This is a genomic window from Acinetobacter sp. 22301 (assembly GCF_052045285.1).
Classification (GTDB): domain Bacteria; phylum Pseudomonadota; class Gammaproteobacteria; order Pseudomonadales; family Moraxellaceae; genus Acinetobacter; species Acinetobacter pittii.
Genome location: NZ_JBQEOR010000002.1, coordinates 395,409 through 417,123, shown reverse-complemented (window position 1 = coordinate 417,123; position 21,715 = coordinate 395,409). Strand labels below are relative to the sequence as shown.

At 40.0% G+C, this 21,715-nt stretch carries 17 protein-coding genes and 1 pseudogene; 12 read left to right on the top strand and 6 right to left on the bottom strand.

The annotated features are described in order from the left end of the window. The first annotated feature begins 57 nt into the window (after positions 1–57). The gene (gene zigA, locus ACTJJH_RS06205; RefSeq protein WP_372549104.1) at positions 58–1,323 is read left to right on the top strand and encodes a zinc metallochaperone GTPase ZigA; all 1,266 of its coding nucleotides are present in this window, start codon (positions 58–60) and stop codon (positions 1,321–1,323) included. Positions 1,324–1,356: 33 nt separating this feature from the next. Here the strand turns inward: zigA and ACTJJH_RS06200 are convergent, their stop codons facing one another. Next, entirely contained in the window at positions 1,357–2,469 is a 1,113-nt protein-coding gene (locus ACTJJH_RS06200) for an acyltransferase family protein (protein ID WP_440600892.1), read from the bottom strand. A gap of 353 nt (positions 2,470–2,822) precedes the next feature. On the opposite strand from ACTJJH_RS06200, the gene hutC reads away from it, so the two are divergent. From hutC to murI, 10 genes are all read left to right on the top strand, one after another. After that, a complete protein-coding gene (hutC, locus tag ACTJJH_RS06195; protein WP_005066641.1) occupies positions 2,823–3,575 on the top strand; it encodes a histidine utilization repressor in 753 nt (250 codons plus the stop codon). After that, positions 3,572–4,147, top strand: coding sequence for a HutD/Ves family protein (locus ACTJJH_RS06190; protein ID WP_032005044.1), 576 nt, complete (start codon positions 3,572–3,574; stop codon positions 4,145–4,147). The genes hutC and ACTJJH_RS06190 overlap by 4 nt, the downstream gene beginning before the upstream one ends. Before the next feature lie 261 nt (positions 4,148–4,408). Beyond that, positions 4,409–6,076, top strand: coding sequence for a urocanate hydratase (gene hutU / locus ACTJJH_RS06185; RefSeq protein WP_014207979.1), 1,668 nt, complete (start codon positions 4,409–4,411; stop codon positions 6,074–6,076). Positions 6,077–6,163: 87 nt separating this feature from the next. Further along, positions 6,164–7,702 (top strand): histidine ammonia-lyase, encoded by a 1,539-nt coding sequence (gene hutH / locus ACTJJH_RS06180; protein WP_000421598.1) that lies wholly within the window; start codon positions 6,164–6,166, stop codon positions 7,700–7,702. A 64-nt stretch (positions 7,703–7,766) separates the two neighbouring features. Further along, positions 7,767–9,179, top strand: coding sequence for an amino acid permease (locus ACTJJH_RS06175; protein ID WP_017481863.1), 1,413 nt, complete (start codon positions 7,767–7,769; stop codon positions 9,177–9,179). Positions 9,180–9,230: 51 nt separating this feature from the next. Next, the gene (gene hutI, locus ACTJJH_RS06170; protein ID WP_440600891.1) at positions 9,231–10,436 is read left to right on the top strand and encodes an imidazolonepropionase; all 1,206 of its coding nucleotides are present in this window, start codon (positions 9,231–9,233) and stop codon (positions 10,434–10,436) included. A gap of 10 nt (positions 10,437–10,446) precedes the next feature. Next, positions 10,447–11,367, top strand: coding sequence for a formimidoylglutamase (gene hutG / locus ACTJJH_RS06165; protein ID WP_440600890.1), 921 nt, complete (start codon positions 10,447–10,449; stop codon positions 11,365–11,367). Between the two features lie 254 nt (positions 11,368–11,621). Then, positions 11,622–13,448: a DUF885 domain-containing protein gene (locus tag ACTJJH_RS06160; protein WP_440600889.1), complete on the top strand. Its 1,827-nt coding sequence runs from the start codon at positions 11,622–11,624 to the stop codon at positions 13,446–13,448. A gap of 104 nt (positions 13,449–13,552) precedes the next feature. Next, positions 13,553–14,191: an HAD family hydrolase gene (locus ACTJJH_RS06155; RefSeq protein WP_440600888.1), complete on the top strand. Its 639-nt coding sequence runs from the start codon at positions 13,553–13,555 to the stop codon at positions 14,189–14,191. Positions 14,192–14,214: 23 nt separating this feature from the next. After that, on the top strand, positions 14,215–15,015 hold the full coding sequence (gene murI / locus ACTJJH_RS06150; RefSeq protein WP_440600887.1) for a glutamate racemase: 801 nt from the start codon (positions 14,215–14,217) through the stop codon (positions 15,013–15,015). Here murI and ACTJJH_RS06145 read toward each other — a convergent pair. Further along, a complete protein-coding gene (locus ACTJJH_RS06145; protein ID WP_125739451.1) occupies positions 15,002–15,625 on the bottom strand; it encodes a LysE family translocator in 624 nt (207 codons plus the stop codon). The two genes, murI and ACTJJH_RS06145, sit on opposite strands and share 14 nt — an antisense overlap. A gap of 899 nt (positions 15,626–16,524) precedes the next feature. Between ACTJJH_RS06145 and ACTJJH_RS06140 the strand changes: the two are divergent. Then, positions 16,525–16,819 (top strand): annotated as a pseudogene (locus tag ACTJJH_RS06140) (hypothetical protein). 239 nt (positions 16,820–17,058) lie between these two features. Here the strand turns inward: ACTJJH_RS06140 and glmS are convergent. The 4 genes from glmS to thiL are packed head-to-tail and all read right to left on the bottom strand — an operon-like array spanning position 17,059 to position 21,711. Next, positions 17,059–18,897 carry a glutamine--fructose-6-phosphate transaminase (isomerizing) gene (gene glmS / locus ACTJJH_RS06135; protein ID WP_440600886.1) on the bottom strand — a complete coding sequence of 613 codons (1,839 nt, stop codon included), beginning with the start codon at positions 18,895–18,897 and terminating at the stop codon, positions 17,059–17,061. Between the two features lie 12 nt (positions 18,898–18,909). Beyond that, positions 18,910–20,274 (bottom strand): bifunctional UDP-N-acetylglucosamine diphosphorylase/glucosamine-1-phosphate N-acetyltransferase GlmU, encoded by a 1,365-nt coding sequence (gene glmU, locus ACTJJH_RS06130; RefSeq protein WP_032005035.1) that lies wholly within the window; start codon positions 20,272–20,274, stop codon positions 18,910–18,912. An 8-nt stretch (positions 20,275–20,282) separates the two neighbouring features. Continuing rightward, positions 20,283–20,816: a phosphatidylglycerophosphatase A family protein gene (locus ACTJJH_RS06125; RefSeq protein WP_069036308.1), complete on the bottom strand. Its 534-nt coding sequence runs from the start codon at positions 20,814–20,816 to the stop codon at positions 20,283–20,285. After that, the gene (gene thiL, locus ACTJJH_RS06120) at positions 20,794–21,711 is read right to left on the bottom strand and encodes a thiamine-phosphate kinase (RefSeq protein ID WP_057075453.1); all 918 of its coding nucleotides are present in this window, start codon (positions 21,709–21,711) and stop codon (positions 20,794–20,796) included. The genes ACTJJH_RS06125 and thiL overlap by 23 nt, the downstream gene beginning before the upstream one ends. Between the last annotated feature and the right edge of the window lie 4 nt (positions 21,712–21,715).

The following is a 21,715-nucleotide window of genomic DNA, read 5'->3' as shown; positions in this document are numbered from 1 at the left end:
TATTGTGGTTTAGAAATAGATTACGCCTGTGATCTGGCCATACCTAGATGGCCAGCCATGATCAGTTTAAATATTATTCGAAGAGATCAAGCCATGCGCACTGCAATCGCCAACTCATTTGCCAAGCTTCCCGTCACTGTTTTATCAGGCTTTTTGGGTGCAGGAAAAACCACATTACTCAACCATATTTTAAATAATCGCGAAGGCCGCCGTATTGCCGTGATTGTCAATGATATGTCTGAAGTGAATATTGATGCGGCATTAGTACGCGAAGGTGGGGCAGAGCTTTCAAGAACGGATGAAAAGCTGGTTGAAATGAGCAATGGTTGTATCTGTTGTACGTTACGCGAAGATTTATTGGTTGAGGTGAGACGTTTAGCTGACGAACGGCGCTTTGACCAATTGGTGATTGAGTCAACAGGCATTTCAGAACCGTTGCCAGTAGCAGAAACTTTTACCTTTGAAGATGAAGATGGAAACTCGCTAAATGAGTTCGCTCGACTCGACACTATGGTTACGGTAGTCGATGCTTTTAACTTCTTTAAAGATTACAGTTCAGTTGACTCCCTACAACAACGTGGCGAATCATTAGGTGAGCAAGATGAAAGAACTGTAGTCGATCTTCTTATTGATCAAATCGAGTTTTGTGATGTAATCGTGCTGAATAAAATTGATTTGATTGATCAGGCTCAGCAAGACCAGCTTATCGCAATTTTAAAAACATTAAACCCGCGTGCCCGAATTGAAATTGCTCAATTTGGAAAGATTGCCTTAGATAAAATCTTAGATACACAGCTCTTCGATTTTGATGAAGCTGCACAAGCACCAGGTTGGTTAAAAGAGTTACGCGGCGAGCATACCCCTGAGACTGAAGAATATGGAATCAGTAGCTTTGTTTACCGTGCGCGTCGACCTTTCCATCCAGAGCGTTTTTATGATTTGGTTCAGGCTGAATGGCCGGGAGTCGTGCGTTCTAAAGGCTTTTTCTGGTTGGCTGCCGAACCGACATTGGCCTATTCATGGTCACAAGCAGGTGCAATGGCTCGACACGGCTTGGCAGGTTATTGGTGGGCCGCCGTTGCAGAAGAAGACTGGCCGAGTGACCTAGCCAGCATTGAAGAAATTAAGAAAAATTGGGATGCACGCACAGGAGATGCACGTCAGGAACTGGTTTTAATTGGTATGCAAATGGATGAGCAAGCTTTAATACAACGCTTGGATCGCTGCTTGTTAAGTGATGAAGAAATGGCTTTAGGACCACAAGTTTGGCAGAACTGGCCTAATCCTTTTAAACAAGAAGATGAAACCATGTTGATCGCTTAATTAAATAAGCCCCTATTTTAAAGGGGCTTATTTTTATGATTTGTCTTTAATAAAAACCTTTCGAATGTAGCTGTTAAGCGGTGTGGAATAATATTTTTCAATCACTGCGCTGATGATAAAAGTCAGAACCAAATAGCCAATTAAAAGCATAATTTTGATGCTAGAGTCGGTTTGGGCCGGAATAAAAGCAACCTTCATAAGGCCCAATACAACCAGATGAAACAAATAAGTTTCGTAACTTCTTTGCCCTAACCAGACCATCACTTTGGTAAATAGGTTATGCGCTTGCGTTTCGGAAGGATGCTGAAAACACAAAATAAGTAAGCCTGTAGCAAAAGCAAATAAGCTGATACCCCATGTACTGACTTCTTTAATTGGTGCATATAAATATAGAGCGGTCATACTCAAAATAATTAACCATGAAAGAGGTTTTTTATAGGGCCAATTTGGCTGATATTTATGAGAGAAAATGGCAGTTAAACAGCCAATTGCTATACCATCAAAACTTGAAAAATAATGATATAAATAGGCACCGCTTTCTTCTCCAAAATGGAGAGACCTAAAATAAGGTCCGTATAAAATGACTCCAATCAGTACAGCAATAAAGACCTTATTACTACGCGTGAACAGGCATAATAATGGAAAAACAAAGTAAAAAACTTCTTCTACAGAGAGCGACCACAACACGCCCAAAGCATAGTTTACCCAACCGAATTTAATAATCAGGATATTCATCCAGAAGGTTAAAGCCGCAAAAATTGTTAGCGGATAGGAAACCTCAATGCCATTCGGAGCTTGGTTCATAAAGGGTTTTAAGTCAAACGAACCGAGTATGCTTACACCTAAAATGAGTAATAACAGGCACGGTAAAATACGTGCTGCTCGTCGGATGTAAAAATGTTTGAGGTTAATTGCGGAGAATTGTTTGTCTCTTTTTAAGGTGTGATGGGTAATTAAAAAACCCGAAATCACAAAAAACATGGTGACGCCATAATTTCCATTTCTTGCGATGACTGTGCTAAATGCTTCACCTAAGAAATCAAAACCTAACCATGTATCTTTAAGTTTATAAGGAATATTAAAATGGTGTAAAAGAACCAAAAGGATAGACATTCCTCGAAGAATATCTATTTTATAATTACGCATTCGATGTGCTTCCAGTTTTATTAATATACTGTGTGGCAGAAGAATACTATCGATGAGTTATTTTAAATAAAAATTTTAAGCAGCATTTCGTAAATCAGAAAAGACAATACTTTTTACATCCTTGAATTGAGCACAGGCATAGCAGAAATAACTATTAAATAAATATTGATAAAGCCTTTATATATTTGAATTTCTCTACATAAAACTTTAAATTAGCTCTTATTGAGCTATGTTTATTTTTTTAACTTTTTAAAATCTATTTAATTCATAAATTAACATGTTGTATGTGGTTGTATATACATAGCATGTCAACTAAAATATGATTTTGCCTGCCGCCTTTTTGAGTATTTGTTATGCCCAGAACATCAAAACAAGAACATGCTGAGCTTTCGATTGAAGCTGATAGTCCAGTTCCTTTATATCAACGCGTAAAACAACTGATTTCACAAAAAATTTATGAAGGTTCATGGGCTGTAAATAAAAAAATTCCTTCGGAAAGTGAACTGGTTAATCAACTCGGTTGTAGCCGTATGACTGTAAACCGTGCGCTTCGTGAGTTAACGACGGAGGGCCTACTTGTTCGAATTCAAGGCGTTGGTTCTTTCGTTGCGGAAGGGCAAGGCCGAACTGCACTTTTTCAGATTAATAATATCGCCGATGAGATTATTGCACGAAACCATAAGCATCACGCTGAAGTTTTAGTCTTAGAACAAATTTATGCAAATGCAGAGCAAAGCGTGTTAATGCAGACTCGCGAAGGGCAAAGATTATTTCACTCGATTATTGTGCATTATGAAAATGATGTACCTGTTCAGGTCGAAGATCGTTTAGTTGATGCAGCACTGATTCCAGATTATCTACAACAAGATTTTAAAACCATTACGCCTAATGCTTATTTAATGGCGAAAGCACCTGTCTCAGAAGGTGAGCATATTGTTGAGGCAGTTTTAGCATCGCCGCAAGAGTGTAAATGGTTAAAGATCACTAAAGCTGAGCCATGCTTACTGATCCGTCGTCGTACATGGTCAAACAAGCAGTTGATTTCAAGCGCACGTCTGATTTATCCGGGCAGCCGCTATTATCTCGAAGGGAAATTTAACCCATGATTGAATTGATCAGGGCCGATCAATATACAAAAATGCTTTGGAAAAATGGTGCAGGTTTTACTTTAGAAATTGCCAGAAGCCAAGGTGAAGCTGATTTCGATTGGCGTATTTCGATGGCAGATGTGACCACTTCTGGGCCATTTTCGCTATTTCCCAATAAGCAGCGCATTATTAGCGTACTCGATGGACAGGGTATGGTATTGCATGTCGATGATCTTCCTGCCAAAACGCTGAACCAAGGTGATATTTTTGCTTTCCATGGCGAGAGTCAGGTCCAAAGTGAACTGGTCGACGGTGCAATTCGAGATTTAAATTTAATTTATGATCCTGCAAAGTTTCATGCTCGTTTTCAGTGGTTGAATGATACAGCGGAGCAGGCATTTATCAGTTCGGCAGACCTGATTTTCATTTTTAATCAGGGTAGTGAAACGGAAGTGAACGTTGATGATCATTCCGTTCAGCTTGCTGCTCAAGAAACACTAAAAATTGAGAAAAACGCTGGCGTGACATCGATTAGTTTTCCCAAAAAACAACTCAAAAGCTGCTATGTCATGGAGCTAATTCAACGTTAAAACTTAAGTAATTTGCTTATTCAAAAGCACATGTCTCGTGAAAAGATATGTGCTTTTTTTATGCTTGATATAAAAATAAACTAATTTAATTCATAAGCTTATTCAATTTTATTAAAAAAATATCAGTCACCCTCTTCACGCCGAAAAATATTTGTGTAGTATATGGATGTATATACAAGTTAATACATTACTATACAAATGCAGAAACAAGTGATGTTCTGCTGATGTAAGCTCAAAGGAAGGAGTCCGCCTGTGACAACAATGACAACAAAATTTCGTGATGTAGAAATTCGTGCGCCACGCGGCACTGAATTGACGGCTAAAAGTTGGTTAACTGAAGCTCCATTACGTATGTTGATGAATAACCTTGATCCGGACGTTGCAGAAAACCCGAAAGAGTTGGTTGTATACGGTGGTATTGGCCGTGCAGCACGAAACTGGGAATGTTTCGATAAAATTGTAGATACTTTAAAAAATCTTGAAACTGATGAAACGTTATTAGTTCAATCAGGTAAGCCAGTAGGTGTATTTAAAACTCATAAAGATGCACCACGCGTTTTAATTGCAAACTCAAACCTTGTACCGCACTGGGCAAACTGGGAACACTTTAACGAGTTAGACGCAAAAGCACTTGCAATGTACGGTCAAATGACAGCAGGTTCATGGATCTACATTGGTAGCCAAGGTATTGTACAAGGTACTTATGAAACTTTCGTTGAAGCAGGCCGCCAACACTACAACGGTGATTTAAAAGGCCGTTGGGTTCTTACCGCAGGTTTAGGTGGTATGGGTGGCGCTCAGCCTTTAGCTGCAACACTTGCAGGTGCGTGTTCTTTAAACATCGAATGCCAACAAGCAAGTATCGATTTCCGTTTACGTACCCGTTATGTAGACGAACAAGCGACTGATTTAGACGACGCTTTAGCGCGTATTGACCGTTATACAAAAGAAGGTAAAGCAATTTCAATTGCGCTTCATGGTAACGCTGCTGAAATTTTACCTGAGCTTGTACGCCGTGGTGTACGTCCAGACATGGTGACTGACCAAACAAGTGCACATGATCCACTTAATGGCTACTTACCAGTAGGCTGGACTTGGGATGAATACCGTGCACGTGCGAAAACTGAACCGGAAGCTGTCGTAAAAGCTGCAAAACAGTCGATGGCAAAGCATGTACAAGCGATGCTTGATTTCCAAAAAATGGGTGTTCCAACATTTGACTATGGCAACAACATCCGTCAAATGGCGAAAGAAGAAGGTGTAGCAAACGCTTTTGATTTCCCAGGCTTCGTACCTGCATACATTCGTCCATTGTTCTGCCGTGGTATTGGTCCATTCCGTTGGGCAGCGCTTTCTGGTGATCCAGAAGACATTTATAAAACAGATGCCAAAGTTAAAGAGTTAATTCCTGATGATGAGCATTTACATCACTGGTTAGACATGGCTCGCGAACGCATTAGCTTCCAAGGCTTACCAGCGCGTATTTGCTGGGTTGGTCTAGGCTTACGTGCAAAACTTGGTTTGGCATTTAACGAAATGGTTCGTAGCGGTGAATTGTCTGCACCAGTTGTGATTGGTCGTGACCATTTAGACTCAGGCTCGGTTGCAAGTCCAAACCGTGAAACTGAAGCAATGCAAGACGGCTCAGATGCAGTATCAGACTGGCCTTTATTAAATGCGTTGCTCAATACAGCAGGCGGCGCAACTTGGGTGTCTTTACATCACGGTGGTGGTGTAGGTATGGGCTTCTCTCAACACTCAGGCGTTGTGATTGTGTGTGATGGTACAGATGAAGCTGCTGCACGTATTGCTCGCGTACTGACCAATGACCCTGCAACAGGTGTTATGCGTCATGCCGATGCAGGTTATGAAATTGCGATTAACTGTGCGAAAGAGCAAGGCCTACACTTGCCAATGATCACGCAATAAAAATACACGGAAGAACTAGCGGTGCTTTTTGCAATTGTGAAAAGCACCGTCTCAGCAGAATATAGTGCAAAAAATTAGGAAGCCAACATGGAATTATTAATCCAACCGGGAAAACTGACCTTAGCCGATTTACGTCAAGCCTACCTCAACCCGATCAAAGTTAAATTAGATGAAAGTGCTTCATCTGCAATTAATGCAAGCGTGGCTTGCGTTGAGAAAATTGTAAATGAAGGACGTACAGCTTACGGCATTAATACAGGCTTTGGCTTACTTGCTTCAACCAAAATTGCTCCTGAAGATTTAGAAAAATTACAGCGTTCATTGGTTCTTTCACATGCCGCAGGTGTTGGTGAAGCACTTGATGATGCAATGGTACGTTTAATTATTCTATTGAAAGCAAATAGCTTGGCGCGTGGTTTCTCTGGTATTCGTCGTAAAGTGATTGATGCTTTGTTGGCCTTAATTAATGCCGAAGTTTACCCACACATTCCACTAAAAGGTTCAGTAGGCGCTTCAGGTGACTTGGCACCACTTGCACACATGTCTTTAGTGTTACTTGGTGAAGGTAAGGCGCGCTATAAGGGCGAATGGTTACCAGCAGTTGAAGCTTTAAAAGTTGCAGGCTTAGAACCTATTTCTTTAGCAGCTAAAGAAGGTTTAGCACTTTTAAATGGTACACAAGTTTCGACCGCTTATGCTTTACGCGGCTTATTTGAAGCGGAAGATTTATTTGCAGCTGCAACAGTTTGTGGTGGCTTAAGCGTTGAAGCAATGCTGGGTTCACGTGCACCATTCGATGCGCGTATTCATGAAGTACGTGGTCAACGTGGTCAAATTGATGTAGCTGCGGCTTATCGTGATCTCTTAACAGACTCGAGTGAAATTGCACATTCACACGAAGACTGTAGCAAAGTTCAAGACCCATACTCTTTACGTTGCCAACCACAGGTGATGGGTGCATGTTTAACCCAAATCCGTCAGGCTGCTGAAGTACTAGAAATTGAAGCGAATGCTGTATCTGATAACCCGCTTGTTTTTGCTGAACAAGGTGACGTGATTTCTGGTGGTAACTTCCATGCAGAACCTGTAGCAATGGCGGCCGATAATCTAGCTTTGGCAATTGCAGAAATTGGTTCACTGTCTGAACGTCGTATTTCGATGATGATGGACCGTCACATGTCACAACTTCCACCGTTCTTGGTGGCAAATGGTGGTGTTAACTCGGGCTTTATGATTGCTCAAGTTACCGCTGCTGCTCTTGCAAGTGACAATAAAGCGCTTGCACATCCGGCAAGTGTTGATAGTTTGCCGACCTCTGCCAACCAAGAAGACCATGTATCAATGGCTCCGAATGCGGGTAAACGTCTTTGGTATATGGCTGACAACGTCCGTGGCATTTTAGCTGTTGAATGGTTAGGCGCTTGTCAGGGTCTAGACTTCCGTGAAGGCTTAAAAAGCTCGCCTAAACTTGAACAAGCTCGTAAAATCTTGCGCGCTCAAGTGCCTTACTACAGTGAAGACCGTTTCTTTGCTCCTGATATTGAGCAAGCAAGTGAATTACTCTCAAGCGGCTGCTTAAACGAGTTAATTATTCCAAAACTACTCCCTAGTTTATCTGAAGTGTGATTGATAAAACGGTCACATGGAGTGGCCGAATCTAACTAAATATCCTCAAGGATTGGAGATTATAATGTCACAAAACTCCACACTACAGCGGGGTTTAAACACCCGCCATATTCGTTTCTTGGCATTGGGCTCAGCAATTGGAACTGGGCTTTTCTATGGTTCGGCAACTGCAATTAAAATGGCAGGGCCTTCAGTATTACTGGCGTATATCGTTGCAGGGATTGCAATTTATATCGTTATGCGCGCATTGGGTGAAATGGCTGTCCAAAACCCTGTCTCTGGTTCATTTAGCCACTATGCTTCACAGTACATTGGTCCATTGGCTGGCTTTACGACAGGCTGGACTTATGTTTTTGAGATGATCATTGTGGCGTTGGCTGATGTCACTGCTTTTGGTATTTATATGGGGTTCTGGTATCCCGATGTACCACGGTGGATCTGGATTTTATCCCTGATTATGTTCTTGGGTGCAATTAACCTCATTCACGTTAAAGTCTTTGGCGAACTCGAGTTTTGGCTTTCTATTGTCAAGGTGAGCGCCATTGTTGCCATGATTTTAGGTGGAATCGGTTTAATGTTCTACGGCTTCCATGCTGACCATAGCAGTGTGGTACCGGGTATTCAAAACTTATGGATTTATGATGGCTTTATGCCGCATGGGATTGCCGGCTTAGTTGCATGCTTATCTGTGGTTGTATTTGCTTTCGGTGGTATCGAAATTATTGGTATTACAGCAGGTGAATCACAAGATCCGAAAACCACTTTACCAAAAGCAATTAATGCAGTTCCAGTACGTATTTTACTTTTCTATGTGTTGACCATTTTTGTACTGATGTCGATTTTCCCATGGAATCAAATTGGTAGCCAAGGTAGTCCATTTGTACAGATTTTTGAGAATTTGGGCATTCAATCAGCAGCTACAATTTTAAATATTGTCGTGATTACTGCTGCTGTTTCAGCGATTAATAGTGATGTATTTGGTGCTGGTCGTATGCTTTATGGCATGGCAAACCGTGGTCAAGCGCCTCGAGTTTTCCAGAAATTATCACGTAATGGTGTGCCATGGATGACTGTAGTGGTTATGGCTGGCGTGCTATTAATTGGTGTAGTGCTGAACTACCTGATTCCTGAAAATGTATTCATGATCATTGCCTCAATTGCAACTTTCGCAACCGTTTGGGTGTGGCTCATGATCTTGCTTTCGCAAGTCGCGATGCGCCGTAAGTTGTCTACTGCTGAAATTAAGGCATTGGATTTCCCCGTTATTGGTTGGCCGTATGCTCCTGCGTTTGCAATTGGTTTTATGGTATTCATTTTAGTCATGATGGGTTATTTCCCAGATTCACGCCCTGCAATTTATGTGGGAATCACATGGCTTGTTCTGTTAATGATCGCTTATCGTATTTGGGTCAAACCTCAGCAAAATTCGGGAAAGCAAATTAATTCAATTCCGCAAAATATCGAGATAGAAAGCTAACAAGTCAACTGCCCAATAGCTTTACTTTTGGGCAGTTTTGAGGAAAGGCGAATGAAAAAACTTTGGCAAAATTGCCACATTGCGACCATGCAAAATGGGCAATATTCCAATATTGAAGATGCAGCAATAGTCACAGAAGGGCATCTGATTCACTGGATTGGAAAACAACAACAACTTCCTGCCGACACTTATTCCGAAACAGTTAACTTAAATGGCGCTTGGGTAACCCCGGGGTTGATCGACTGTCATACGCATAGTGTTTTTGGTGGCAACCGTAGTGTTGAGTTTGAAAAACGCTTGCAAGGTGTGAGCTATGCTGAAATTGCTGCAAGCGGTGGCGGCATTGCCAGTACAGTTCGTGCAACACGTGAAGCAAGCGAAGAACAATTACTAAGCTCAGCACTTAAACGTATTCGCTGTATGCAAAAAGACGGCGTTACAACCATCGAGATCAAATCTGGCTACGGACTCAATTACGAAAATGAGCGCAAGATGCTGCGTGTGATCCGTCAAATTGGTGAAGCTTTACCAATGACGGTAAAAAGCACTTGCTTGGCTGCACATGCGTTACCGCCAGAGTACAAAGACCAAAGCGATGCTTATATCGAGCATATCTGTACAGAGATGTTGCCTAAACTACATGCTGAAGGTTTAGTCGATGCAGTTGATGCTTTCTGCGAGCATTTGGCATTTTCACCAGCTCAGGTTGAACGTGTTTTTAAAACAGCACAATCATTAGGTTTGCCCGTTAAGCTTCATGCTGAGCAACTCTCATCGCTAGGTGGTTCAAGCTTGGCAGCACGTTATCATGCTTTGTCGGCCGACCATTTAGAGTACATGACCGAAGATGATGTCAAAGCAATGGCAGAGTCGGGCACGGTTGCAGTGTTATTACCGGGTGCCTTTTATTTATTGCGTGAAACGCAATACCCACCAATTGAAAGCCTGATTAAACATGGCGTGCGTATTGCGCTGTCGAGTGATTTAAACCCGGGTACATCTCCAGCACTTTCTTTACGTTTAATGCTCAACATGGGCAGCACACTTTTCCGCTTAACGCCTGAGCAAGCCTTAGCAGGTGTCACCATTCATGCTGCACAAGCGCTCGGTTTAGAGCAAACACACGGCAGTTTAGAGCAAGGTAAAGTCGCTGACTTTGTGGCTTGGGATATTGAGCATCCATCTGAAATTGTTTACTGGCTGGGCGGAGATTTGCCTAAGCGAGTCGTTCAGCATGGACAAGAAGTTATTTTTTAGACGGTGGCACATGAATCACACATTTAAATGGCAAGGCCGACATGATGGCGAAGGTGAGGCACACCAACGTATTCACCATATTATGAATAAAACCCAACCTGCTGAATTTGCCCTGATTGGCTTTAGTTCTGATGAAGGTGTGAAGCGTAACAAAGGCCGAGTTGGCGCTGCCGATGCACCAGATGCAATCCGTACTCAACTGGCTAACTTACCGATTCATCGCCCAGTCAGTATTGTCGATTTGGGTACAGTGACCTGCGAATATGGCAATTTAGAGCAAGCACAAACCGAGTTGGCAGAGCAAGTCGCAAACAGCATACAAAATGGTTTAAAACCGATTGTATTGGGCGGTGGACATGAGGTTGCCTTTGGCAGCTTTAGTGGTCTGTTCCACTATGTACAAGCCCACGCACCAGATAAAAAAATAGGCATTATTAATTTCGATGCCCATTTCGATTTGCGTGAAGCAGAGCATACAACTTCTGGAACACCTTTTTTACAGGCAGCTCGACTTTCAGAACAGCATCAAAAACAATTTAATTATTTATGTATTGGGGTCGCCAACCATGCCAATACTAAAGTTTTGTTTGATACAGCTGATGCGCTGAATTGTTCATATTTACGCGATCATGAGGTTAATATTTTTAACCTAAACAACGTGCTCGCGGCGGTTGATGCTTTTATTGAAAAAGTAGACTGTTTGTACGTTACGATTGATTTAGATGTCTTCGCGGCTGCGGTTGCACCCGGAGTCAGTGCGCCAGCTGTGAAAGGAATTGATTTAGCCACTTTTGAAGCAATTTTTAAGCATATTCAAGAGACTGGGAAAATCAAACTTTTAGATATTGCCGAGTGCAATCCAAAATTTGATTTAGACAATAGAACTGCAAAGTTGGCTGCCTATATTGTTTATCAATATTTGTTTTCTTGAGAAACAATTTTTAATGTAGCAATTAAAAAGTGCACTGAGATCGTTCAAGTGCACTTTTTTTTAAGTTCTTGGTCTATTAAAGTCAGATGTGGAATATAGATAGCAACTATAAATAATTTAATTAAAAAGAAAATTAATTTATAAAATCATTTAGTTAAAAAAATACTCGATTTTTACACCATTTTATATGCTGCTTGGCACGTAATTTGTTTTGTCTTTATTTTAACCTTTGTTAAATATTTCTGGATAATTAAATGAAAAACAGAACCTTACAATTGGCTTGTATCAGTGTTTTATTTTGGATGTCTCATTCTTCTAATGCTGCAACCCCCGAAATAAATACAAATACCATCGAAAAATCACAATCTAAACAAAACAGTAATGTCTCTGTTCGGGTGAAAGCTTTAAACCAACTTTTACAGGAACAGTGGGAATACACTTTGAAAAATAGTCCTGAAACTGCAACCGTTTTAGGAGATTTACGCTATAACAATCGATGGACTGAGCTTTCAAAAAATCAGATCGAGAAAGATAAAAAAAGTACGCAAAATTTTTTAAAACGTTTTGAAGCAATTGATAGCACTGGGTTTTCAGCAACTGATCAATTAAATAAAGATTTAATGATTTATCAGTTGAAAGAAACACTTAAAAATTATGATTTGAAATTGTATGAGATGCCTTTTAATCAAATGTGGGGGCTACATTTACAATTTCCGGGATTTATTAGTTCGATTCCATTTGATAATGCTAAGCAATATCAAGACTATATTTCTCGTTTAAAACAAATTCCTCTTATTCTTGAGCAAGGTATTCAGTTAGCGAAACAAGGCCAAAAAGATGGTTTGATGCCACCCAAATATTTAATTGAAAAGGTGGCAAAGCAGATTAATAGCATTGCGACGCCCGCAGGGAAGGACAGTGTTTTTGCCTCTCCATTAAAGCAATTTCCAAAAAATATTTCGAAAGCAGAACAAGAGCGTTTAAGCCGTGAAGTGCTACAAGTCATAGATCAGAATGTTCGGCCTGCCTATCAAAAACTCGGGACGTTTATTCAGAAAGATTACTTCCCCTATGGACGACAACACGAGGGTATATGGAGCTTGCCAAACGGTGACGAGCTCTATCGCTTTTATGTAGAAAACAATACGACAACCTCTGAAAGCCCTGAAACTATTCATCAGCTCGGATTAAAAGAAGTTGCTCGTATAGAAGCGGAAATGCTGAAAATTGCCAAAGCACAAGGTTTCAATGACTTAAAAAGTTTCCAACAATCCTTAAAAACAAATCCTGCGGTTTTCCCAAAATCTCGTGAAGAAATTTTAGAAATTTATCGCGGATATATTGCCCAAATGCAACCAGAGTTGCCGAAGCTATTTGGTTTATTACCCAAAAATAAAGTCGAAGTTTTGCCTGTAGAGCAATATCGAGAAAAAGAAGCGGCAGGTGCGGAATATCATCAAGGCACGCCTGATGGTTCACGCCCCGGACAAGTGTATGTGAATACAGGGGACTTCTCTGAACGTTCCAAAATATCAATGGAAGCGACTGCTTACCATGAGGCGATTCCTGGGCACCATATGCAGATTGATATTGCCCAAAACCTGCCAAATTTGCCGATGTTCCGAAAGCAACCCAACCATACCGCTTATATTGAAGGATGGGCACTTTATGCAGAGCAATTGGGTAAAGATGTTGGTTTCTATAAAGACCCGCTTTCAGACTATGGAAGACTATCGAGTGAGTTGTTCCGTGCTTGTCGTCTAGTGGTTGACACTGGAGTACATTATAAAAAATGGACCCGTCAGCAAATGATCGATTTTATGCGAGAACATTCCGCGTTAGATGAACCTGATATTCAGGCAGAGACTGATCGATATATTGCTATTCCTGCCCAAGCATTAGCATATAAGATGGGACAACTGAAAATCTTAGAGCTACGGGAGCTCGCCAAACAGGAGCTTGGAGACCGTTTTGATATCAAAGCATTCCATGACATGGTTTTAAATGCAGGAACACTGCCTTTAAATATTCTGGATGCACGTATTAAAAATTGGATTAAGGAACAAAAAGCGGCAGCTTAAAACAAAAATCGAAATTTAGGTCAGGTCCTCGTTGGGCCTGATTTAAAAACCAATAGAAAACAGAATATAATTATAAAAAATATATTTTATTTCAGAACTTTAAAATGGAAAAATCTTTAAAAGAATACCAAGCTATTATTTTTGATATGGACGGTACTTTAGTCGACTCCTTTAGCTTCTTTTTAGTTGCTTTAAATCAGCTTGCCAAGAAACATAAATTTAAATCTGTAGAGCTACATCAAGTAGAGCAGTACAAACATCTTTCACCAAAAGAAATTATGAAAGAGATGAATGTTTCTAGGTGGAAACTGCCTTGGATTGCCAAAGATTTCATTCGTTTAATGAAAGAAAGAAACCAAGAAGTTTACATGTTTGAAGGCATGCGGGATCACATAATTGAACTACATAATCGGGGATATACGCTCGCAATTATTACTTCAAACTCTAAAGAAAACTGTCAAAGTATTCTTGGTACAGAACTATGTGAACTTTTTAGCCATATTGATGGTGGCTCGTCTATATTTGGCAAAGCTAAACGAATTAAGCGTGTTCTCAATATTTTGAATTTAAATAAAGAGCAGGCCATTTATGTCGGAGACCAAACGACTGATGGCGAAGCTGCACATAAAGCAGGCATTGATTTTGCTGCGGTAGGTTGGGGTTATACATCGGCTGAAAAATTAAAAACCATTCAGCCCAAAGTCGTGCTCAACGACTTAGCAACCATGAAAGAATTTTTCTAAATATATGAAATGCAGGATAAATCATGAATAACAATAACAACCCGATTGGAATGATTGATTCTGGTTTAGGCGGGTTGTCTCTCTTTAAGCATATTCGGCAGGCGCTTCCGAATGAAGACATTATCTATTTCGCTGACTCGAAATATGTCCCATATGGAGACAAAGAAAGTGACTGGATTATTTCACGAACCACTCACTTAATCTCAAATCTTATAAATGACGGGAATTGCAAAGCGATCGTGATTGCTTGTAACACCATGACGGCTGTAGCGATTGAAACGATTAGAGCACAAATTAATGTGCCACTTATTGCAATAGAACCCGCCGTAAAACCAGCTGTGGCAATCACTCAAAGTAAGCATATTGCGGTTTTGGCAACTGCCACCACGGTAAAGGGTAAAAATTTAAAAAGTTTAATTGAAATGTATGCGCAAGATATTAAAGTGTCTTTAGTGCCTTGTATTGGCTTAGCTGAAAAAATCGAAACGGGCAAAGCACATACCGCGGAAGTTAAGGATTATTTAGAAAATATTTTGGCGCCGTTGGTCGAACAAAAAGCCGATACGATTATTTTAGGATGCACACACTATCCATTTGTTTCAGATACGATTCAGGAAATTGTAGGTCGTGATATCCAAATTATTGAGCCTTCGGAAGCTGTAACAGCGCAATTAATTCGGCAGCTCAATCAATATCATTTAAGTTCTGAAAGTCCAAATGAGGGAAATCATATTATTTGGACCAGTTCAGACCCGTTGGAAGTTGCGGACGTGACTTTTTCTTTGTTAGGTAAACATTTACCTGTAGAAACTACTGATTTTTAAAGCCAAGAAAAACGCCTAGCCCCATAAAAATGAGTCCACCCATCACTGACATAGATTTTTGGGGCTTCTTCGATTTAGTTAATTTTTGACTAATGTAATTGGCTAAAAACACACAAACCACATCAGCAGAAACAAAGATCAGATTCACAATCAGCCCTAAAATGATGAACTGAGACCAAACTGGAAAATCTAATGAGGTATTAATAAATTGAGGTAAAAAAGCGATATAAAAAATAGCGGTTTTAGGGTTTAAAACTTCGACCAGAATGCTCTGCTTCAAAGATAACTGACCATTTTCAACATTTTGCTGAAGAGTCGGGGACGAGGTCGATCTAATTAATTTAATGCCTAACCAAACTAAATACAAAGCACCTAAAATTTTAATAATATCATAGAGTTTTGGAATGATTTGAAAGATGGTCGTTAAGCCTAAAGACGCCGCTATGATATGAAAACAACCTCCTACGAAAATTCCAAATGCAGCCATCAAACCAGATTTTCTACCACGAGAAAGCGTCTGTGCAGCGGTATACAGCATTGCTGGACCCGGAATATAAGCAAAAATAATTGTAGTAATTAAAAATGTAATGAAAAGCTCTAAAGAAATCATGTTTACCTATCTTATTGTTACTATTTTTGAGTGAATTTTAAACAATTTAAAGTATATGAAATTTATAAGTATTTCAATTTTATAATCAGATTTATGGCTATAAAAACTCAAAATAACTTGATCTAACTTTTAGAGTCACTGTCAAAAAATCTCAATTACAAAACTCTAAGCTCAGAGTACCTAGATTAAGATATTTTTTATACTTAACTTTTCTCATCTTATATATTTATACAAACTGTTAAATTAAAATTAACGATTAATCTATTTTATTAAATAAATATATATAACTCATGTTTATATTTTAAATTTAATTAAAAGATGTAAATATAAAAATAAGGATAATATTATTTAAACATTAATTAAATTATTATATTTAAATTTTTTCATTAAAATAAATTGACGTTCTTTATTATACCGATTAATATCTCGTTGCTGGCCTACATTGCCAGACGGTTTTGACAGACCGTAAGTCCCCATAGCGGATTATAGTTTTACTATAAGTCGTTAGACCCTTGCGTCCCCCTTTCTTTGCGGTAGGACGGAAGGGGGACGCCCCGTGCGTGCTGGTCTCTATGGGCACCAGTCTGTCAACCCTCTTTCGTTCTACCACCATAAATTAATTCGCGGTGATCTGGTGGTAGGACTCCATTTTTAAGGAGTTGGCCATGCCATTATTCAAACTCATTTTCTCTCTTATTTAATTATTTTATTTATTTAAAATTTGGATTTTCTATGTCCTGATTTTTTAAATTCATAAATTATTTTTATTTTATAATCTTAATTATTTTATTTTCCTGTGTTTTTGTGGGAGGATTAATTTTTTTTTAAAAAATTATTTTAATATTTAAACGAATAATATTTTTATTTTATTTAAGGATATAAATAATCATGAGAATAATATGAAACTTCATAAATTTATATTGTTTTTAAACCTTGTGGTCGGTGCTTACAGTATTACAAATGATGATGCGAACGCTCAGCAGGAATTTAAAAGAATTTGTTTGTCAGGTGAACACATGCAAGCCAGTTGCAATTGTGTTTGCCAACAGCTCACGCAACTGTATTCACCTCAAATCGTGCAACGTTTAAAACACACCAGTTTGCAAAGTCCTGTTCTCCCACAGGGCTTTGCACCTAACTTGTTCAGCAGCATTCAACGCTGCGACAAAAATAAAATGGGCTAAGTTCGCTTAGCTCCTTTATCTCTGTGTTGCAATGATCTCTCAAACTTTAAATCAGCGCAAAAGTAAAAGTCCATTGTGACACAGGGTCCTAGGGGAGTTTTCTACTATCAAACTAGATTCTCTTTCACGTAAAAGCGTCTGTGTAGCGATATGAACGCAATAAAAAAAGCCCGATAGGCAATTAATGCGTATCGGGCTTAATCAATCAGTTATTAAAGCAGGTGATGCCTTAATAATGATCTTTTTGAATTACTCTACAGTTACTGACTTCGCCAAGTTACGTGGCTGGTCAACGTCTGTACCACGTAATACAGCAACGTGATACGACAACAACTGAACTGGCACGCTATAAACGATTGGAGCTAGCCATTCGTTTACTGCTGGAATATGCACAACGTGTTGACGGTCTTTTTCATTGATTCCGCTATTTTCATCAGCGAAAACGAATAATTCACCACCACGTGCCTGAACTTCTTCCATATTTGATTTTAGCTTATCAAGCATTTCATCATTTGGAGCAAGAATGACGATCGGCATTTCATTATCAACAAGTGCTAATGGGCCGTGTTTTAACTCACCAGCCGCATAGCCTTCTGCGTGAATATATGAAATTTCTTTTAGCTTTAATGCGCCTTCTAATGCGATTGGATAATTCGTACCACGGCCTAAGAATAAGCAGTGATTTTTTTCAACGAATAATTCAGACAAACGCAAAATTTCTGGATCATGTTTAAGCGTATCAAGAATAACTTTCGGGCTGTGCCATAGCTCACGCGTAATTCCTTCAAGAAGAGCAGGGCTAATACGTTGTTTCACTTGACCAATTTTCAAGATTAACAACATAAGCGCAGCAAGCTGAGTCGTGAACGCTTTAGTTGATGCAACACCAATTTCAGGACCAGCAAGCGTCAATAAGTGATGATCAGTTTCACGAACCATTGAAGACGTAGCAACGTTACAGATAGTCAAAGTCTGAATATCGATATTGTTTGCTTTCGCACGCTTTTGAGTTTCACGTAGTGCAGCTAAAGTATCAGCAGTTTCACCTGACTGTGAAATACAAATATAAAGTGTATTTTCAACAATTACAGGGGTGCGATAGCGGAATTCACTCGCGATTTCAACTTGGCAAGGCACACCAATCAGTTGCTCAAACCAATATTTTGCAATCATTCCTGAGTGGTAACTTGTACCACAAGCAATGATTTGTACGCTTTGAATTTTGTTGAAATCTGCATCAGCATTTTTCAAGAAATCATCACGTAAGCTATTGCCATCAAGCGCTTGAGAAATTGTTTGCTTGATTGCTTCTGGTTGCTCATAAATTTCTTTGAGCATGTAGTGTTTGTATTCACCTTTTGATGCACTACTTACGGTTGCATCAAGCTCTCGCACTGGACGCTCAACGCGTTCACCATTTGCAAATACTTCAATTGAAGTGCGAGTAAGACGTGCAATATCACCTTCTTCTAGGTACATAAAGCGGTTAGTCACTGGTAAAAGTGCAAGTTGGTCTGAACTAATAAAGTTTTCACCAATACCTACACCAATCACGAGTGGTGAACCTTCACGTACAGTAATCAGTTCATCTGGATAATCGCTGTGGATAATACCTAGCGCGTAAGCACCTTTAAGCTGAGGTACAACAGTTTCAACAGCATCTAAAAGGCTATCTGTGCTTTTTAGAGCTTCAGCAACTAAGTGTGCAACAACTTCAGTATCTGTTTGAGAAGTAAAAACATAACCTAAAGCTTGAAGGTCGTCTTTTAATTCTTGGTAGTTTTCAATGATACCGTTATGTACAACAGCAACCTTACCAGACATATGCGGGTGAGCATTATTTTCAGTTGGTTTACCGTGTGTTGCCCAACGGGTATGTGCGATCCCGATAGCTCCTGTAAGTTGGTGTTCAGTCACTGCATCGGCAAGATTGATTACTTTACCTACACGACGCTCACGTAAAATTTGTTGGTTATTCAATAAAGCAACACCCGCAGAATCATAACCGCGGTATTCAAGACGTTTTAAACCTTCAATTAAAATCTCGGTTACACAACGCTGTGCAACGCCTCCGACGATACCACACATACTTCAATCCTCTTATTTTTTAACCTTTTGGGGACGTTGATAATTTGCTTTTGAAATTTGTTGCGCACGTTCAAAGGAGAGACTTTGTTCGGCTACATCTTTCGTAATCACAGAACCCGCACCAACTGTTGCGCCATTCCCAATGGTTACCGGAGCAACCAGCGAGCTATTAGAACCGATAAAAACGGCATCGCCAATAGTGGTTTTGTGTTTATTTGCACCGTCGTAATTACAAGTAATCGTACCTGCCCCAATATTCGATTCAGCACCGATTTCTGCATCACCTAAATAAGTGAAATGGTTGGCTTTACTGCCCAATCCAATCGTTGTGTTTTTAACTTCAACAAAGTTGCCGATATGTACTTCATTTGCCAATTTCGCGCCTGGGCGTAAGCGTGCAAATGGTCCAATTTGAGCATTTTCGCCTACAACTGCACCATCAAAAACGCTATAGGCTTGAACTTTAGTTCCAGCTGCAATTTTGGTGTTCTTTAAAATACAACCAGCGCCGATTTCTACAAAATCGCCCAGTTCACAGTCACCTTCAATAATCACATTTACGTCAATACGAACGTCATGTCCAACTTTCACAGAACCGCGTAAGTCAAAGCGTGCAGGGTCTGCAAAAGTTACGCCTTGTTGCATAAGCTCTTTTGCTTGCTGTTGCTGGAACTCACGTTCAAGTGCAGCAAGTTGTAAGCGATCATTGACGCCTTCAACTTCGAAAGCGAGTTCTGGTTGAATAGATGCGATTTCTAGACCATCTGCAACAGCCATTGCTACGATATCAGTTAGATAATATTCGCCTTGCGCATTTTCATTTGAAAGTTTAGGCAACCACTCATGAAGTTTTGCGTTGCTAACACAGTAAATACCTGTGTTGATTTCTTGAATCTGACGCTGAGCTTCTGTTGCATCTTTATGTTCAACAATCGCTTGAATCTTACCTTCTTGACGAACGATACGACCATAACCTGTTGGGTTGTCGACATGTAAAGTAATCATGCCAATGCCCGTTTTACTTGAAACTTCAACAAGTTGCTCTAGCGTTGTTTGACGTACTAAAGGTACATCACCATAAAGAATTAATGAAATACCGTCTTTAGGAAGTACGGGTAAAGTCATTTGTACCGCATGACCTGTACCTAGTTGTTCTGCTTGTTCAACCCATTGAATCTTTTCTTGTGCAAAAGTTTGTTTGACGTGGTCACCACCATGCCCATAAATCGTAATAATATTTTCTGCGTGTATTTTTTTTGCTGTTTGAATGACATGTCCTAGTAGCGGGCGACCAGCTAAAGGTTGCAATACTTTAGGTAGTTGTGAACGCATTCGCGTTCCTTTGCCTGCAGCAAGGATAATGACGGTAGTTGACATGAGTAAACCTACTTAAATGGCGTTACGCCCCAGAAAGTAATAAATATGATGATACAGAGTGCCGCCCAAAGCCCTGCAATGATGTCGTCTAGCATGATCCCGAAACCACCAGCAACTTTCTGGTCGGCAACACGGATTGGCCAAGGTTTCCAAACATCAAATAGGCGGAATAAGCAAAAACCAATTAGTGCCGATTGTAACGACATTATATTAAAAAATATTAAAGGCAGAAGAGTAATTGATTGTCCTGCAAATTCATCCCAAACAATTCGACCATCATCATGAACATCAAGGACTTTTGCAGTTTGACCACAAATATAAATTCCCACCAATGACATAATGAGGATAGCGATCAAGCTTAATTTAAAGCCAAGCGATAACCAGATTGGAATGAAGAGTAGGGCAAAGGCAGAGCCAAAAGTACCGGGAGCTTTAGGTGCGAGACCAGATCCGAAACCAACTCCACAGAAAACGATGCAGCGGTTGAACCAAGACATGTCCTTAAAATGAATCGGTGGCTTATGCAAAGTGTTGGTATCCATGAATTTGCAATGGGTAATCTGAACCCAAGTGCTCAAAAGTTAGTTGTGTTTGCTCAACGATCTCTCCGATCATTGTAATCTTAATGTCTAGTTGTTTTTGCAAAAGTTTTTCATAATTTTGCGGTGTTATTGTAAAACATAACTCGTAATCATCACCACCAGCTAAAGCATATTGCCAGCGCTGCTGTTCTGGTAGTTCTTGTAGTGTTGAATCAATCGGTAACTTTTCTAAAAGTAATCGGGCACCAACCTTTGAAGCTTTTAAAATATGGCCTAAATCTTGGGCTAATCCATCAGAAATATCAATCATACTAGATGCTAACCCCTTCAGCTGTTGTCCAAGCTGACAACGTGGAGTCGGGTAGTCTAGTCTTTTTTGTAATGGATGACCTAGGTGCTGTAAACCATATGCGGCATCACCCACTTGACCGCTCACACAAACATAGTCACCGACTTTGGCACCTGAACGTAACACGGCTTGTCCGGTTTCAATCCAGCCCATGGCCGTGACAGTAATGGTGAGATGAGGGCCTTGGGTTGTATCTCCACCAATCAGAGCAACACCAAATTGATTACAGCAGTCATAAATTCCCTGACTGAATCCTTCAAGCCATTCATGATCAATTGTGGGTAGGCTGAGCGCCAGTAAAATACTATGCGGTTTTGCCCCCATTGCTGCAATATCTGAAAGATTGACAGCTACGCTTTTCCAGCCAATTGCATGGGCAGAAGTATCAAGAGGGAAGTGACGTCCAGCAACGAGTGTATCTGCACAGATCACCAATTGTTGGTTTACGGGAGGGGTAATTAAGGCTGAGTCATCTCCAATACCTAAGGTGACATCTGTGTAAGATTGTCTGTTAAAGTATTGGTCAATAATAGAAAACTCAGCCATATCA